Annotated in this window: 14 protein-coding genes and 1 tRNA gene; 10 read left to right on the forward strand and 5 right to left on the reverse strand. The window is 34.6% G+C overall.

The annotated features are described in order from the left end of the window. Positions 1-463 precede the first annotated feature (463 nt). The 6 genes from glnA to mutH all read left to right on the forward strand — a co-directional run bounded on the left by glnA (position 464) and on the right by mutH (position 6,937). Positions 464-1,873 carry a glutamate--ammonia ligase gene (gene glnA, locus FcAc13_RS11605; protein WP_187756377.1) on the forward strand — a complete coding sequence of 470 codons (1,410 nt, stop codon included), beginning with the start codon at positions 464-466 and terminating at the stop codon, positions 1,871-1,873. Positions 1,874-1,967: 94 nt separating this feature from the next. Beyond that, on the forward strand, positions 1,968-3,017 hold the full coding sequence (gene glnL, locus FcAc13_RS11610; protein WP_187756378.1) for a nitrogen regulation protein NR(II): 1,050 nt from the start codon (positions 1,968-1,970) through the stop codon (positions 3,015-3,017). 14 nt (positions 3,018-3,031) lie between these two features. After that, on the forward strand, positions 3,032-4,552 hold the full coding sequence (gene glnG / locus FcAc13_RS11615; protein ID WP_187756379.1) for a nitrogen regulation protein NR(I): 1,521 nt from the start codon (positions 3,032-3,034) through the stop codon (positions 4,550-4,552). A gap of 199 nt (positions 4,553-4,751) precedes the next feature. Beyond that, on the forward strand, positions 4,752-5,357 hold the full coding sequence (locus FcAc13_RS11620) for a Dps family protein (RefSeq protein WP_187756380.1): 606 nt from the start codon (positions 4,752-4,754) through the stop codon (positions 5,355-5,357). A 72-nt stretch (positions 5,358-5,429) separates the two neighbouring features. Beyond that, positions 5,430-5,978: an NADPH-dependent FMN reductase gene (locus FcAc13_RS11625; protein ID WP_281382633.1), complete on the forward strand. Its 549-nt coding sequence runs from the start codon at positions 5,430-5,432 to the stop codon at positions 5,976-5,978. Between the two features lie 263 nt (positions 5,979-6,241). Next, the gene (gene mutH, locus FcAc13_RS11630) at positions 6,242-6,937 is read left to right on the forward strand and encodes a DNA mismatch repair endonuclease MutH (protein WP_187756382.1); all 696 of its coding nucleotides are present in this window, start codon (positions 6,242-6,244) and stop codon (positions 6,935-6,937) included. Here the strand turns inward: mutH and FcAc13_RS11635 are convergent. Further along, the gene (locus FcAc13_RS11635; RefSeq protein WP_370633703.1) at positions 6,879-7,478 is read right to left on the reverse strand and encodes a peptidylprolyl isomerase; all 600 of its coding nucleotides are present in this window, start codon (positions 7,476-7,478) and stop codon (positions 6,879-6,881) included. The genes mutH and FcAc13_RS11635 overlap by 59 nt on opposite strands. 195 nt (positions 7,479-7,673) lie before the next feature. Here FcAc13_RS11635 and FcAc13_RS11640 point away from each other — a divergent pair, with 195 nt between their 5' ends. The 3 genes from FcAc13_RS11640 to robA all read left to right on the forward strand — a co-directional run bounded on the left by FcAc13_RS11640 (position 7,674) and on the right by robA (position 10,014). After that, the gene (locus FcAc13_RS11640; protein WP_187756383.1) at positions 7,674-8,342 is read left to right on the forward strand and encodes a phosphoribosyltransferase family protein; all 669 of its coding nucleotides are present in this window, start codon (positions 7,674-7,676) and stop codon (positions 8,340-8,342) included. Positions 8,343-8,455: 113 nt separating this feature from the next. After that, on the forward strand, positions 8,456-9,031 hold the full coding sequence (gene nfuA / locus FcAc13_RS11645; RefSeq protein ID WP_343066791.1) for a Fe-S biogenesis protein NfuA: 576 nt from the start codon (positions 8,456-8,458) through the stop codon (positions 9,029-9,031). Positions 9,032-9,114: 83 nt separating this feature from the next. Beyond that, positions 9,115-10,014 carry an MDR efflux pump AcrAB transcriptional activator RobA gene (gene robA, locus FcAc13_RS11650; RefSeq protein WP_187756385.1) on the forward strand — a complete coding sequence of 300 codons (900 nt, stop codon included), beginning with the start codon at positions 9,115-9,117 and terminating at the stop codon, positions 10,012-10,014. Between the two features lie 68 nt (positions 10,015-10,082). Here the strand turns inward: robA and trpR are convergent, their stop codons facing one another. After that, the gene (trpR, locus tag FcAc13_RS11655; RefSeq protein WP_187756386.1) at positions 10,083-10,370 is read right to left on the reverse strand and encodes a trp operon repressor; all 288 of its coding nucleotides are present in this window, start codon (positions 10,368-10,370) and stop codon (positions 10,083-10,085) included. Between the two features lie 132 nt (positions 10,371-10,502). Further along, positions 10,503-12,485 carry a murein transglycosylase gene (gene sltY / locus FcAc13_RS11660; protein ID WP_187756387.1) on the reverse strand — a complete coding sequence of 661 codons (1,983 nt, stop codon included), beginning with the start codon at positions 12,483-12,485 and terminating at the stop codon, positions 10,503-10,505. Between the two features lie 196 nt (positions 12,486-12,681). Here sltY and FcAc13_RS11665 point away from each other — a divergent pair. Then, positions 12,682-12,758: transfer RNA gene (locus FcAc13_RS11665), tRNA-Met, on the forward strand. A 204-nt stretch (positions 12,759-12,962) separates the two neighbouring features. On the opposite strand, the gene metF is transcribed toward FcAc13_RS11665, so the two are convergent. Then, a complete protein-coding gene (metF, locus tag FcAc13_RS11670; RefSeq protein WP_187756388.1) occupies positions 12,963-13,856 on the reverse strand; it encodes a methylenetetrahydrofolate reductase [NAD(P)H] in 894 nt (297 codons plus the stop codon). A gap of 2 nt (positions 13,857-13,858) precedes the next feature. Next, positions 13,859-16,126 carry a 5-methyltetrahydropteroyltriglutamate--homocysteine S-methyltransferase gene (gene metE / locus FcAc13_RS11675; RefSeq protein ID WP_187756389.1) on the reverse strand — a complete coding sequence of 756 codons (2,268 nt, stop codon included), beginning with the start codon at positions 16,124-16,126 and terminating at the stop codon, positions 13,859-13,861. Between the last annotated feature and the right edge of the window lie 167 nt (positions 16,127-16,293).

Consider the following 16,293-nt stretch of genomic DNA (forward strand, 5'->3'; position numbering starts at 1 on the left):
ACGGTTACCTACTATTTTATGAATTAGTTAAATTTAAGTTCAAATTATAGCGATATTATTGCTTGAAATATAGTATTGAATCGAAAAGTATATGATTTTACCTGTGCCATAAATAACGCATTAGCCCAATAGTAATATCATTTTTAAAAATTTAGCCAAAATCTGTTTATTTTTGGAATCAATTTCATTAATAATTCATTTATTTTTCTATGAATAACAAATTTGCATTATATTGGTGCAATTTTCTTAATTCAGTGCAAAAATAGTGCATGCTCATGTGCGTTTTGATGATATAAACTTTTCCATTACACAACAAAAAGCATAATATATAGAAAATTAAATGAGTTATATTAATTTTAGCCGGCAATAAAATTGGCATATTTATTGCTTAATGAATAACAATATTAATTACAAGGGATTAGTTAATAATCCTTATAATTCATTCCCATCATGGAGAAACGACATGTCGATAGAAAAAGTTTTAACAATGATAAAAGAAAATGATGTCAAATTCATTGATTTACGTTTTACAGACACTAAAGGAAAAGAGCAGCATATCACTATTCCAGTTAGTCAAATCGATGCTGATTTTTTTGAAGACGGTAAAATGTTTGATGGTTCTTCCATTGCTGGATGGAAAGGGATTAATGAATCAGACATGGTATTAATGCCAGATGCCTCAACTGCAGTTATTGATCCATTTTATGAAGATATCACCATTAATGTCCGCTGTGATATTTTAGAACCGGCGACATTACAAGGATACGATCGCGATCCTCGTTCAATCGCAAAACGAGCAGAAGAGTTTTTAAAATCATCAGGTATTGCAGATACCGTAATTGTTGGACCTGAACCAGAGTTTTTCTTATTTGATGATGTTCGTTTTGGTACCCCAATGTCAGGTAGCTTTGTTCATATTGATGATATCGAAGCTGCATGGAATAGTGGTAAAAAATACGAAGAAGGTAATAAAGGTCATCGTCCCGGTGTTAAGGGTGGTTATTTTCCCGTTCCGCCGGTTGATTCATCACAAGATATACGTTCACAAATGTGTATCATTATGGAGCAATTAGGATTAGTTGTTGAAGCACATCACCATGAAGTGGCAACCGCCGGTCAAAATGAAATCGCTTGCCGTTTTAATACCTTAACTAAGAAAGCCGATGAAGTGCAAATCTATAAATATGTGGTGCAAAATGTCGCTCATGCTTATGGTAAAACAGCTACCTTTATGCCAAAACCAATGTTTGGTGACAATGGTTCAGGTATGCATTGTCACCAATCTTTAGCCAAAGATGGGGTAAACTTATTTGCTGGTGATAAATATGCTGGATTGTCTGAAATGGCGCTTTATTATATCGGCGGTATCATTAAACATGCTAAAGCGATAAATGCATTTGCTAATGCCACAACCAACTCCTATAAGCGTTTAGTACCAGGATATGAAGCACCAGTTATGTTAGCTTACTCGGCACGTAACCGTTCTGCATCAATTCGTATTCCTGTTGTTAGTAGCCCTAAAGCGCGTCGTATCGAAGTGCGTTTCCCTGATCCAACCAGTAACCCATACTTATCTTTTGCTGCACAATTAATGGCAGGTCTAGATGGAATTATTAATAAAATTCATCCAGGGGATGCAATGGATAAAAACTTATATGATCTCCCTCCTGAAGAATCGAAGTTGATTCCGCAAGTTGCTGGATCGCTTGAAGAAGCGCTTAATGCATTAGATGCTGATCGCGAATTTTTAACACGAGGTAATGTATTTAGTAATGATATGATCGATGCATATATAAAACTAAAAACAGAAGAAGTTGATCGTGTTCGTATGACTCCGCATCCAGTTGAATTTGAACTTTACTATAGTCTTTAATTCTGACTTGATGTGATTCTTTATCCGATTGTGTGTTATCACTGCGCACAATTCGGATATTAATTTTTGTTATCGTTATTTAGGGAGGCAAATTTTGGTTGTTGAAAGTCTATCCGAAACTGATGCCATCTTGAATACATTACTTACTAATATTTTGTTACTAGATAATCAACTAAATATTATTTACGCTAACACTGCAGCACAACAGCTTTTAGCACAAAGCACTAAAAAACTGTATGGTGGTTATTTTCCTGATTTATTAAGTTATACTTCGTTAGATATTTCACTAATGAATACTGCGTTATCACAAGGACAAGGGTTCACTGATAACGAAGTCAATATTGTGATTAACGATCAGCTATCTGTTTTGTCACTCACTGCTCAACCATTTGCAAACGATAGAATTCTGATCGAAATGACACCGTTAAATAATCATAAGCGCTTATCACAAGAACAATTACAGCATGCCCAACAAACGGCAGCCCGTGATTTAGTTCGTGGGCTTGCGCATGAAATCAAAAATCCGCTCGGTGGATTAAGAGGTGCCGCACAATTATTATCTCGAGAATTACCTAATAATGAACTTCAAGAATATACTCAGGTTATTATTGAGCAAGCCGATCGTTTAAGAAACTTAGTCGATAGATTATTAGGACCACAACAACTATTACAACAAAAGGTACTTAATATTCATCAAGCACTGGAAAGAACATACGCATTATTAAAGTTAGAAAAACCTGATAATATTGCTATCATTCGTGATTATGACCCAAGCTTACCTGAACTTTCACACGATCCAGAACAACTTGAACAAGTTATTATCAATATCATACGCAATGCCCTACAATCGTTAGATACTCAAGCAAATGGTATGATTACTATTCGTACCCGTACTGCTTTTCAAGTCACCATCCACGGAACGCGTTATCGGTTATGTGCACGTATTGATATTGAAGATAACGGACCTGGCGTTCCGGTCCATTTGCAAGATACTCTTTTTTACCCCTTAGTCAGTGGCCGACAAAATGGTTCTGGTTTAGGACTATCCATTGCTCGCAATATTATTGATCAACATCATGGCAAAATTGACTTTATCAGTTGGCCAACCCATACCGAATTTTCTATCTATCTGCCTATACGTTAATAAGGAGTTATGTTATGAATTATCAAGTCAACATTAACAAAAATCTTCATTATCCGCAGCAAGAGGCAGCATTTTCTCAATCACAAAAAGAAGTATGGGTGATTGATGATGATAAATCAATTCGTTGGGTACTTGAAAAAGCGCTTAATCAAGCAGGCTTTCATTGTACGAGTTTTGAAAATGGTAAAATTGCCTTAAATACTTTGCAAAGTAGTCAGCAAAAACCTGCAGTATTAATTTCTGATATTAAAATGCCGGAGATTGATGGTTTAACCTTACTTAAATACATTAAAGAGTATTACTCAGCTTTGCCGGTGATTATTATGACAGCCCATTCTGATCTGGATGCTGCAGTAAATGCTTATCAAAAAGGCGCTTTTGATTATATACCCAAACCTTTTGATGTTGATGAGGTTGTGCATTTAGTACAACGTGCCATTGTACATAATCAAAAAAATCAGGCTGCAGAACACCTAAACAGCAAAACCAGTACGGGTATTATTGGCGAAGCACCCGCCATGCAAGATGTATTTAGAATTATTGGTCGTTTATCAAAATCATCAATTAGTGTACTGATCAATGGTGAATCAGGGAGTGGTAAAGAATTGGTCGCGAAAGCTTTACATACACACAGCCCACGTCCGCATGCTCCCTTTATTGCTCTAAATATGGCTGCAATCCCTAAAGATCTTATTGAAGCAGAATTATTTGGCCATGAAAAAGGTGCTTTTACCGGTGCTAATCAAGTCAGACAAGGGCGCTTTGAACAAGCTAATGGTGGCACGCTATTTTTGGATGAAATCGGTGATATGCCGTTAGATGTACAAACTCGCCTGTTAAGAGTATTAGCAGATGGTCAATTTTATCGTATTGGTGGCTATTCACCGGTTAAAGTGGACGTGAGAATTATTGCTGCTACACATCAAAATCTAGAATCACGCGTAAAAGAAGGTAAATTCCGAGAAGATTTATTTCACCGATTAAACGTAATTCGCATTGTGCTACCTTCATTAAGGGAACGGGTAGAAGATATTCCTGCACTTACACATCACTTTTTACAAATTATCGCCAAAGAACTTGGCGTTGAGGCCAAAGTGCTAGCTCCAGAAACATTAACCATATTAGCAAAACTCAATTGGCCGGGAAATGTACGACAGCTGGAAAATCTTTGCCGTTGGTTAACAGTTATGGCTTCAAGCAAAGAAGTGTTACCACAAGATTTGCCCCACGATTTGTTATTAAATTCCACTATTGCTAATTCAGAATCACAAAGTAATCCCCTTACTGATCAACCATTAGTGCTTAGCAATAATACACCAGAATGGCAACAATGCCTTCGCCAATGGACAAAGCAGGCTTTCAAAAATGGAGAAGACAATATTTTGCCAGATATAACTTATAATATTGAAAAAATTTTACTGGAATGTGCGCTCGAATTTACCCGTGGTCATAAACAAGATGCAGCTAAATTATTGGGTTGGGGAAGAAATACCTTAACTCGAAAAATTAAGGAGTTGAATATTAATGTTAAATAAGTTATTTGATCACTTCTCGTTGAAAATTATAGTCATTTTTTAAGCTTTTTAATTTAAATACAAATAGCAGTGATAGTTAAAAAAATTCTTATTTTACTGGACATTAGCATATAAACATTGCTATTTTAGTATAAATAACATTCTAGTTATTAATGATTTTTTATCAAATGCAAATTAAGGTTAAATAAGGAGATTTATTATGGCTAAAGCTGCATCTTCAACAAAATCGGCAGCTAAAACTGCACCAAAGTCCACCGCAAAAAAATTAGCACCTGCAAAAGTTGAAAAAGCTAAAAAATTGCAGCAATCTTCAATTCTATTTCCAACTGATCTTGGCGAAAAGGCATCTAAAGAGATATCTGCAGCGATGAATTCAGTTTTAGCTGATGTATTTGCACTCTATTTAAAAACCAAAAATTTTCATTGGCATGTCAGTGGACCACATTTCCGTGATTATCACTTAATGTTAGATGATCATGGTGAAGAGCTATTTGCGATGACTGATCCTATTGCCGAACGCGTACGTAAATTGGGCGGCACAACGTTGCGTTCAATTGGTCATATTTCGAAGTTACAAAGTATTTCCGACAACAATGCAGATTTTGTTGAACCATCTGATATGTTAGCGGAATTATGTCAGGATAATATCAAATTAACAGCCCGTATGCGTGTCGCTCATGATATTTGCGATAAATATAATGACACTGCAACAGCAAGCTTAATTGAAGAATGGATTGATCAAACTGAAAAACGTGCTTGGTTTTTATTTGAGACTGGACGTAAGATGGATTCATCAGGTCATTAATTACATTTATTCATCGCCACTTAACGTGGCGATTTTTTTGGCTGTTTTATTTTATAGAAGGATAGATTGAATATGAATAAAACCATCGCTGTACTTGTTGGTAGTTTACGTAAAGATTCATATAATCTTAAAGTAGCTAAGGTATTAGAACATTTAGCACCAAGTACGCTTACACTTAAAATAATTCAAATTGGTGATTTACCTTTATATAATGAAGATATTGATACTGATAACCCACCCGCTAGTTACACACGATTTAGGCAAGAACTAATGACATGTCAAGGCGTCATATTTGTCACCCCAGAATATAATCGTTCTGTACCTGCTGTTATCAAAAATGCCATTGATGTGGGGTCGCGTCCTTATGGTAAAAGTGTATGGGGTAAAAAACCAGCAGCCATTATTTCAGTATCACCTGGTGCAATAGGTGGATTTGGTGCCAATCACCATTTGCGTCAATCACTCGTATTTTTGGATATGCCAACAATGCAACAGCCTGAAGCATATTTTGGCGGTGTAGCTAATGTATTTGATGAAAACGGTAATATTGCTGATAAGAGTAAAAGCTTTTTACAACAATTTATTGATGCTTATGCTGCTTGGGTTCAAAAAACGGCTTAATGGGTTGTCATAATTCATTATATCTGAACTTCTAAAACCATTCCGATATTATTAATTTCGTATCGGGTATTCACTCCCGATACCACAACCATGATATGGTAAAACCAAAAAATTATTTTTTAAAGTTTAGTGTCATCGCTCAATGTTATTAATCGTGCTACCATAATTTAATGTAAGAACCTTTTAGCTATAATAGTTAATGCGCTAAAATACCTCAATATTAGATGCCATTGTGGGCAAATTATTTCAAATAAAATAATATTATGAACATACAGTCTCCTCCTAAAAATGAACTTGAATTGATGCAGCGTGCACGGTTAATTGCGGGATATAATTTAAGTGATGTCGCCAATAGGATGTCGTTAACGGTGCCGCAAAACTTACAAAAACAAAAGGGCTGGGTTGGCATGTTACTTGAATGTTATTTAGGGGCCAATGCTGGGAGTAAAGCTGAACAAGATTTTGCCCATTTAGGTATTGAATTGAAAACATTACCGGTTAATCGCTATGGCTATCCATTAGAGACGACATTTGTAAGTGTTGCGCCTTTGGTGGCCAATCATGGAATTACATGGGAAACAAGTCATGTTAAAAATAAACTTAGTAAAGTATTATGGATTCCTGTTGAAGGAGAAAGAGCGATTCCTTTAGCCTTACGTCGAATTGGGATGCCAATATTATGGCAACCAACTGCTAAGCAAGAATTACAACTCAAAAATGACTGGCAGGAATTGATGGATATGATTGTGCTAGGTAAAATAGAACGCATTACTGCCCGCCAAGGTCAATATCTACAAATTAGACCTAAAGCAGCTAATGGTAAAGCATTAACGCCAGCATACAATGAAAATGGCGAGCTAATTATGACTCGCCCAAGAGGATTCTATTTAAAAAAACCGTTTACTGCTCAGATCCTGTCGGATTTTCTGGTACAGATTCATCCACAACAGTCATTTTAATAATGTAAACAGGTTCAACAGGGACGTTTTGATGTGGACCTTTACGGGTGGTTTTAACATTAACGATCTGATCGACAACATCCATACCTTTGATTACTTTACCAAACACAGCATAACCAAAAACTTCGGGTGACTGATAATTAAGATAATTATTATTTACGACATTAATAAAAAATTGGTTTGCAGCACTATCAATCGCACTCGTTCTCGCCATGGCGATAGTACCACGATCATTTTTTAGTCCGTTGTTCGCTTCATTTTTGATTGGAGCGTGTGGTTGAGGAAAATTTAATTCTTTATCTGCACCACCACCTTGGATCATAAAACCAGGAATCACTCGGTGGAAGGTTAAACCGTCATAAAATTTTTCATTAACATATTCAAGGAAATTTTTCGTTGTGAGTGGTGCATTTTGACTATCTAACTCAATCTCAATATCGCCCATACTCGTTTGCATTAACACTTTGGTATCAGCAAGAGCGAAACCAGAAAGTAGTGATATTACAGCTGATAAAACAATTATTTTTATTTTTTTCACAATTTCACATCCTTCAATTGATTCTTATATTATAGAGACTTGTTTAACGATAAATTAGTTTTTTAAGAAAATTGAAAAATTATTATTCGCACCAAGTTCTCAAATTTACTATATATAATACCAATACCCAATTCGTTTGACTAGAATGATTTCAATGAGTTCACAGTAAAACCATAAAAATATTAAAAAGAGGTATCTTTGCGTTGTATAATTTGTCAATTGCCGCTCAGATTGAGCTGGGGTATTTGTAGTCAATGTTATCATTATTTACCAAAATTAATTTCGGTTTGTCATAGATGTGGATTACCGCTTTTTCCTGTTACGAAACCTTGTCATCATTGTGATAAATTAAAACCTAATTGGGATAATCTTATTGCTGTTGCCGATTTTGTACCACCTTTTACTAAATTAATCTATCGATTTAAACTTAATGATCATCCTGAATTGGCTTACCCTTTGGCACGAATGATGATGTTAGCATGGTTAGCTGCTCGTAATGAAACCGGAATACGTAAACCTGATATTATTACCTGCATACCACTTCATCAACGCCGTTATTGGTCTCGTGGTTATAATCAATCAGAATTATTGGCTAAAATAATTAGTCATTGGTTAAATAAACACTTCCAACCATATTTGATCAAACGTCAAAAACAGACCTACGATCAGAAAACTTTGTCTAAACAACAACGCAAAGATAATATTGTTAATGTATTTAGTTGTCAAACATCGCTCCAAGGTAAATCGATTGCAATTATTGATGATATTGTTACGACGGGGCATACCATCCGTGCCGCATGTAAGGTATTACGCCAACAAGGTGTACAACATATACAGATCATCTGTTTGTGTCGCACAAGCTTGTAAAAGCAAAAACAACCCTTATAATAGTTGATTAAACATATCAACTATTTATTGTCGTTTGGCTGATTACGTTATAGCCAGTGGTAATAGTGAACGCTCAGGTAAAATTTATGTCAATTATCACAATACAAGATGCAGCACAAATGCATTTTAGAAATTTATTAAGCAAACAGGCTGAAGGAACTCAAATTCGGGTTTTTGTGATAAATCCAGGAACACCAACCGCTGAATGTGGTGTATCGTACTGTCCACCAGATAGTATTGAAGATACCGATATTGAAGAAAAATTTAATGGTTTTTCCGTTTATATTGATGAAATTAGTGCGCCATTTCTTGAAGAAACCGTCATTGATTATGTGACAGATGAATTAGGTTCTCAACTTACTTTGAAAGCTCCCAATTCAAAAATGCGCAAAGTGGCGGATGATGCTCCCTTAATTGAACGGGTTAATTACTTGATTCAATCACAAATTAATCCGCAGTTAGCTAGCCATGGTGGGCATGTTAATTTAGTAGAAATCACTGAAGATAATTACGTTGTACTTCAATTCGGTGGCGGATGTAATGGTTGTTCAATGGTTGATATCACTTTAAAAGAAGGCATTGAAGCACAAATCATGACTGAATTTGCAGAAATAAAAGGGGTGCAGGATTTAACTGACCACCAAGCTGGTAGTCATTCTTATTGTTAATAAATTAATTAAATATTTTTCTTTTCTTATACCAATAGTTACGGCATAATCCAAAAGATTTACTGCATAATTAATGGAATACTATGAATCAAATAAATATTATAACTGATTTAATAAAATGGATTGAAAAAAATCTTGAACAACCTTTGTCCATTGACCATGTGGCCGAAAAATCGGGTTATTCAAAATGGCATTTGCAAAGAATGTTTAAGAAGGTGACTGGGCAAATTTTAGGAACCTATATTCGTCATCGTCGTCTTACTCATGCAGCACTAGCATTACGTCTGACGAGTAAACCAATACTTGATATTGCCATGCAATATCGTTTTGATTCGCAACAAACTTTTACCCGTTCTTTTAAAAAACAATTTAATGTTACGCCAGCAACTTATCGACGTAATGATTTATGGAATCCTAGCGGATTGACCCCGCCAATTGAATTACAGAAAAATCATCTTTCGATTCCAGAACCAACTTTTTTAACGCTACCCGAGCAAGAATTTTGGGGTATTACTTATAAGAATAATTGTGATTTGAATACCTTTATTAATGAAAATGTGGCATTTCGCAAGCAATTTTTTAATGATTATTTAGCAAAAACACTAAGTAAAAAGAAAGTGATACCGGACAAAATTTATTCGCTTAGTTGCTTAGTCAAAAGTAAAGATAAAGATCGTCAAGATGAACAAGAATTGCTATATAGCATAGCAATCGATGATCAAAGTATTTCATCAGAAAATGTTGAACGCATAGTCTGTCCTGGTGGCTTATATCTATGTTTTAAATATATTGGCGCACCAGCTGGTTTTATTGATTTCCTATCGCAAATTTATTTTTCAGCTATACCACTATTAAATGTCCAATTGCGCCGAGGAAAAATTATTGAAATTTACAGTAATCACAATCAATTAACCAAATTAGATAATATTACTGACATTAACGTTATAGAATGCGATTATTGTATCCCCATTGTGCATAAATGAAAAATGAATACCTAATAGCTGCTAACGTTGTTTTTTATTGGATTAGCGTCAATAATTTTTCTTGATTATTAACGCTGTTCTAAAAGGTTTTTTTCGATCCAAGCGCGAAAATTGGGGGAGACCTCTTTAAGGGAATTGGATCCGCGTGTTACTGTGGCAATGCCAATACCAAGTTGATCTTTTAACTGCCGTTGGTTAATAGAGCCATCAAGTAAAGCATATATAATTTTTACTCGGGTAATTAAAGCATTTCGTTCATCTGGGGTTAAAAGTAATTTTAATACATCATATTGATAATTATTGTTAAAAGCCTGCTGTAAAAAATCTACCGTTTTTTGCCAATCGTCTTTTTCCATTTTACTCTCTTAAAAAATCATTAAATTAAAAAAATTTACTATAAACATTTGATTTAATCTCTGTCTAATAATGGGCCGAATGATTAAAAGAATTAATTATTCAATAATGCATTTAATGAGTCATGTAAACTATCATTTATTTATCGCATTATGGTAATTTTGGGTTAATTCATTAGTATTCAATATTACAGACGGCTTTTGATTTAAAATTAATTGATAAATATAATCATAAACCAACACATTTTTAACATAATTTCGTGTTTCTGTAAAAGGGATGCTTTCAATAAAAGCCACTGCATCCAAATCATTAGCTATTTCCTGTAACCAACGGTTGAGACGATTTGGTCCAGCATTATAGGCTGCGGAAGCTAATATTCTATTTTTATTAAACAATTGATAAACATAATCTAAATAATAGCTACCAAGTTGAATATTGATCAGGGGATCATAAAGTTGCGTAGCATTTTTATATTCTTTCAAAGCCACTTTTTTCGCACTATCTTTAGCTGTTGCCGGCATTAATTGCATCAATCCTTTGGCTCCACTTGGTGATTGTACGGTTGGATCTAATGCACTTTCCTGACGCGCAATAGCTAAAGCAAAGGATAATGATATAGCTTTATCTTGCGTAAATTTATGAAACAATTTGCGATAAACTATTGGAAAGCGTTCTTGCCAATTATCCCATAATTTACCAATAATGGTTGCTTGAATACTATGTTCACCCCATCCACGTAAATAAGCATAACGAGCAATTGCAGCATAGTGCTTTGAATTACTTTTATCCTGAAGAAAATATCGCCACTCGGCAATAGCTTCAGAGAGATTGTCCCAATAACGAAGTTCCTCAATACGTTGTATAACTGGTAATTTAGCATATTGATCGACCAAGCGTGCTAATTCTATTTTTGGCGAAGCATTAGCTATTACCGGATATTCAAAGTTAAAATGATATTTTTGTTTTAGTTTTTGGGCGCTATACATTGCATAAAAACCGCGCCCTTTAGCTAAACCTTGTAAAATCTTTTTTGCCTCGTCATTTTGATTATTGTTAGTTAAAATAACAGCTTGCCAATAACGCCATTCATCTTTTTGTTTATCTGTTTCTGGTAAAAGATTTAGCCAATATGCCACTTGATCTAACTGATTATTTTTTAACGCAAGTCGAATCCGTTTTTCGACTAACTGCGTATCACCATGTAAACTAATAAAATGGTCACGCCAATTAATCTGTTCTTCTATAGCTGATGCATTAAAATAATTCAAAGCGATGCTTTTTTGTAATTGAATTACCTGTTCTTCTGATAAATTCTGTTGTTGTTTTATTGTGGGTAGTAGTGATGTTGCTAAGTCTGTATTATTATTAGCCAATCTTGCAAATGATAGTATGACAACCTTTTTACTAAAAGGTGTAGCAGTAATATTTTTGGCAAAATCGGCAAGATTTTGTGGATTTTTAAGTACTGCTAATAGATTCTTTTTTAATGTATTGTAATTATCTGGAAGTTGCTCAGTTAGATAAGATGCTAATTTAATATTGTTTTTGCTAAGTGCCAACTCAATTCGCTGCAAAATAAGATTAGCCGTTTTGGCACCGGTTTTTTCCCATTCAGTGAAAAGAGGATCACATGCTGAAGGTAAATCATTAGCTGATAGCCACAATCTCTGTACATTAACGAAGGCTTTATCTGGCTGATTGAGCTGGGAAAGCGCATATTTATAACGACAATTTGACGCCAAGGATTTATCGATCGGTAATTCAATAATTTTTTGCCATTTTTTTTGTTGGGTTAGCATCTCAATATAGGATTGCATTAAGGATGATGACAATGGAAAATCGTGATTTTTTTTGATAAACATCTGAATTTCATCAGATGATATCGTACTCAAATGAGCCTTAAGATATTGGTATTGTGCATAAGGATAAAGAGGATAATCTTTTAATGCTGCAAGCTGTTCAAGTTGTTTTGAATCATTCCAAGTGGTGTATTTAGTTTGCCATTCTTTATATAATGATCGTTGTTGATGGATTGATGAGCCAGCAACAGCAGTGATCGAATAACTCAGACTAGACAATAAACATATTAATACTGTACCAAAACTTCTCAGACTCATTTTATTACTTCTCGTTAGAAAATTAAATTAATAATTAGACTTTAGCAGTCTAACATATCCTATTTTTATTATCATTTAACTTGGCAACTAATCGATTTTTCTGATAAAAAATCGAATAATTTTATAAAAAGACGAAATAAATGAGAGAGAAATATTGCAATATTTTCAAAATACTATATTATAGTCGCAACTTTGACGCGGGGTGGAGCAGCTTGGTAGCTCGTCGGGCTCATAACCCGAAGGTCGTTGGTTCAAATCCAGCCCCCGCAACCAATTCTTCTTTATTACGTCTATATTCTCTATCCCAATTTTTATGCTCCATAAAATGTTGATATTATTTTAAGTAATATACGTTGATTGTTATATAAACTGAACATAGATAATATTTCTTTAATATATTTTAAAAGTGTATTAAAATCAACAACTTAATTGTTGGGAATGGGTCGGTATGACCCATACTTATTTTGTTAAACTAACTTAAGCGGATACTTTAACAGTGGGGTGTTTAGGAATTGTAAATAACGAAGCGACAGCCTCATGGATTCGTCGAGCGATCAAGGAATTATTCATGGTGTATAAGTGTACGCCATCGACATCTTGGGAGACTAAGTCTACCACTTGATCAATCGCATAGGCAATCCCAGCATCACGGAATGCCTCGGGATGATGTTCATATTTCTCCATCATTTGTTTAAACTTCTTCGGTAAATTCACGCCACAAATAGCAATCATTCTTTCGATCTGTTTTTTATTTACGACAGGCATAATCCCTGCTTCCATCGGTACATGAATTCCCATATCAGCAGCTTTGTCACGAAAGACATAAAAATAATCATTATCGAAAAATAACTGTGATATCAATTGATCGGTACCCGCATCTACTTTTTCTTTAAGATTAATTAAATCTTGTTTTACAGTTACGGCTTCAGTGTGGCCTTCCGGATAACATGCACCAATAATATTAAAATCGCCATGTTGCTTAATAAATGAAACTAATTCACTGGCATAGCGGAAATCTTGTTTTGGTTTTACATCCGGGGTGATATCACCCCGTAAAGCCAAAATATTATCAATACCGGCTAATTTCAGCTGTTCAATGAGTGTTATCATTTCTTCTTTGCTAAAATTAATACTTGGTAAATGCGCTACACTTTCAATACCATAAGTATGTTTAACTGCATGGGCAATATTAATGGTCGTTTCGCCGTTTAAGCTGCCCCCAGCACCGTATGTTACACTGATAAAATCAGGTTTAAGATGACCCAATTCCCGCAGTGTACCGTAAATCGATGCGAGTGGTGAGGTCTTCTTAGGTGGAAAAACCTCAAACGACAATACAGTTTTATCTTTGAATAACTGATTAACTTTCATTTTTATAACTCCAAGCGCACATCCTGAGTGGCTTTTACTAAATTAGTTAAGCTCGCAATGACTTCTGATTCACCACGGGTTTTCAAACCACAATCTGGATTAATCCATAGCTTTGACTTATCGATTTTTGCTAACAGTTTTTCAATTACCTGACGAATTTCGTCAACAGAGGGAACTCGTGGTGAGTGAATATCATATACACCAGGTCCGACTTCAGTTTTGAAATGATTCGCTTTTAATACATCAATTAATGATAAATTGGAACGTGAGGCTTCAAACGAAATAACATCTGCATCCATATCATCAATTTCTTTGATAATATCGTCAAATTCGCTGTAACACATATGGGTATGAATTTGTGTGGTCGGTTTCACTTTTCGGTGAACTAAACGGAATGCTGGAATCGCCCAATCTAAATATTCACTATGCCAGTCAGCTTTACGCAATGGTAGCTTCTCTTTTAATGCCGCTTCATCAATTTGGATAATATTGATACCCGCCTTTTCTAAATCAAGTACTTCATCGGCAATGGCTAAACCAATTTGGAATACCGAGTCTTTATAAGAAATATCTTCACGTGGAAATGACCAGTTTAAAATGGTGACCGGACCGGTTAACATGCCTTTTACAGGTTTATCTGTCAAACTTTGTGCGTATTGCGAATAAGCAACTGTTATTGGTTTTGAACGTGAGATATCTCCCCAAATGATTGGAGGTTTAACACAACGTGTTCCATAAGATTGTACCCAAGCTTTTTCGGTAAATACAAAACCATTTAAGCTTTCACCAAAATATTCCACCATATCATTCCGTTCAAATTCACCGTGCACTAACACATCTAAACCAATTTTTTCTTGTAACGTAATACAATCAGCAATTTTTTGTTGATTGAACGTCGTGTATTGTTCAAGTGTAATTTCACCTTTCTTAAATTTAGCACGATTTAAACGAACATCACTGGTTTGTGGAAATGAACCGATAGTTGTTGTTGGTAACAGTGGTAATTTTAACGCTTGCTTTTGTAGTGCTTCACGTTCAGTAAACACCGGCAAACGAACAAAATCTTGCGCTGTTAAGGCGGCAACTTTATCACGGATTGTTTGATTAGTGCCTTCTCTTTCACGTGTAAATAATGTTTGATTAGATTGATAATTTGCATGCTGTTTTGGATTTTTTTGTGTTACTAATTCACCTAATTCCGCCAATTCTTGCAGTTTTTCTTGAGCAAACGTGAAATAAGCTTTTTGTGCAATCGTTAATTTTGTTTCATTTTGTAACGTGTAAGGTACATGTAACAGTGAACATGAGGTATTAATCACAATGTTTTGTGTAATAGATTGAATTTGCTCAAGCAGTGCTAATGTTTTTGCATAGTTATTACGCCAAATATTTTTACCATTTACTACACCGGCAAATAACAGTTTATCTTGTGGAAAACCCTGTTTTTTTACCAAATCTAAGGTTAATTTACCTTCGACAAAATCTAAACCAATGGCATCAAACGGTAAATTAATCACTTGCTGATAACAATCGCGTATATCACCAAAGTAGGTTTGTAATAACACCTTAACTTGTTTATCAGCTAAAAGTGTTTGATAAATGTTTTCAAAACATTGGATATCTTGTTGAGTTAGATCAGTCACTAGAATCGGTTCATCAATTTGGACTAAACTGGCACCCAATTGTGCGAAATTATGTAAAATATCTTGATATGCTTTGACAACTGCTGCCACATAAGTTTGGTAAGTTTGCCCTTTTGGTCGTTTAGCTAATTTTAATAAAGTGAGTGGACCAATAATTACCGGTTTAGTGTCAATTCCCAATTGTTTGGCTTCTAAATATTCATTGAACGGTTTTTTACCCACTAATTTAATTTCGGTGTCTTCTTCGATTTCAGGTACTAAATAATGATAATTAGTGTTAAACCATTTTTTCATAGCCAGTGCATGCACATCACCTTTATCACCTTGATAACCACGCGCCATGGCAAAATATTGATCGAGTTCAGCTAAACCTAATTGTTGATAACGTTTCGGGATGATATTAAGTAAACATGCTGTATCGAGTACCGCATCATAAAAAGAGAAATCATTAGAAGAAATATAACGAATGTTAGATTGTTTTTGATCTTGCCAGTGAGTTTTACGTAATGATTGTGCTAAATCAAGTAATTCATTTTGACTTTTATCACCTTTAAAATACCCTTCAATTGCAAATTTAAGTTCTCGTAATTTACCGATTCTTGGATAACCAATAACAGATGTAGCCATATTTATTTCCTTAATTAATTGATTAATTTTTGTCTTTAATTAAAGATAACAAATATATTTGTTATTGAATAATTCTATTTAATTATTATTTGATATAGTTATTTTCTATAACTAATGACACAACACGGCGTGAGTTGAGACTGTCTTGGATTAATTTTGCAATGAAA

The organism is Frischella japonica, assembly GCF_014489845.1.
In the GTDB taxonomy this organism is placed as follows: Bacteria; Pseudomonadota; Gammaproteobacteria; order Enterobacterales; family Orbaceae; genus Frischella; species Frischella japonica.

Excerpts from the sequence above, each read along its gene's own strand:
- sltY (WP_187756387.1), bottom strand. The coding sequence starts at position 12,485 with ATGAGTCTGAGAAGTTTTGGTACAGTATTAATATGTTTATTGTCTAGT.
- glnA (WP_187756377.1), top strand. The coding sequence starts at position 464 with ATGTCGATAGAAAAAGTTTTAACAATGATAAAAGAAAATGATGTCAAA.
- FcAc13_RS11625 (WP_281382633.1), top strand. The coding sequence starts at position 5,430 with ATGAATAAAACCATCGCTGTACTTGTTGGTAGTTTACGTAAAGATTCA.
- metF (WP_187756388.1), bottom strand. The coding sequence starts at position 13,856 with ATGAAAGTTAATCAGTTATTCAAAGATAAAACTGTATTGTCGTTTGAG.
- FcAc13_RS11620 (WP_187756380.1), top strand. The coding sequence starts at position 4,752 with ATGGCTAAAGCTGCATCTTCAACAAAATCGGCAGCTAAAACTGCACCA.
- robA (WP_187756385.1), top strand. The coding sequence starts at position 9,115 with ATGAATCAAATAAATATTATAACTGATTTAATAAAATGGATTGAAAAA.
- trpR (WP_187756386.1), bottom strand. The coding sequence starts at position 10,370 with ATGGAAAAAGACGATTGGCAAAAAACGGTAGATTTTTTACAGCAGGCT.
- glnG (WP_187756379.1), top strand. The coding sequence starts at position 3,032 with ATGAATTATCAAGTCAACATTAACAAAAATCTTCATTATCCGCAGCAA.
- mutH (WP_187756382.1), top strand. The coding sequence starts at position 6,242 with ATGAACATACAGTCTCCTCCTAAAAATGAACTTGAATTGATGCAGCGT.
- metE (WP_187756389.1), bottom strand. The coding sequence starts at position 16,126 with ATGGCTACATCTGTTATTGGTTATCCAAGAATCGGTAAATTACGAGAA.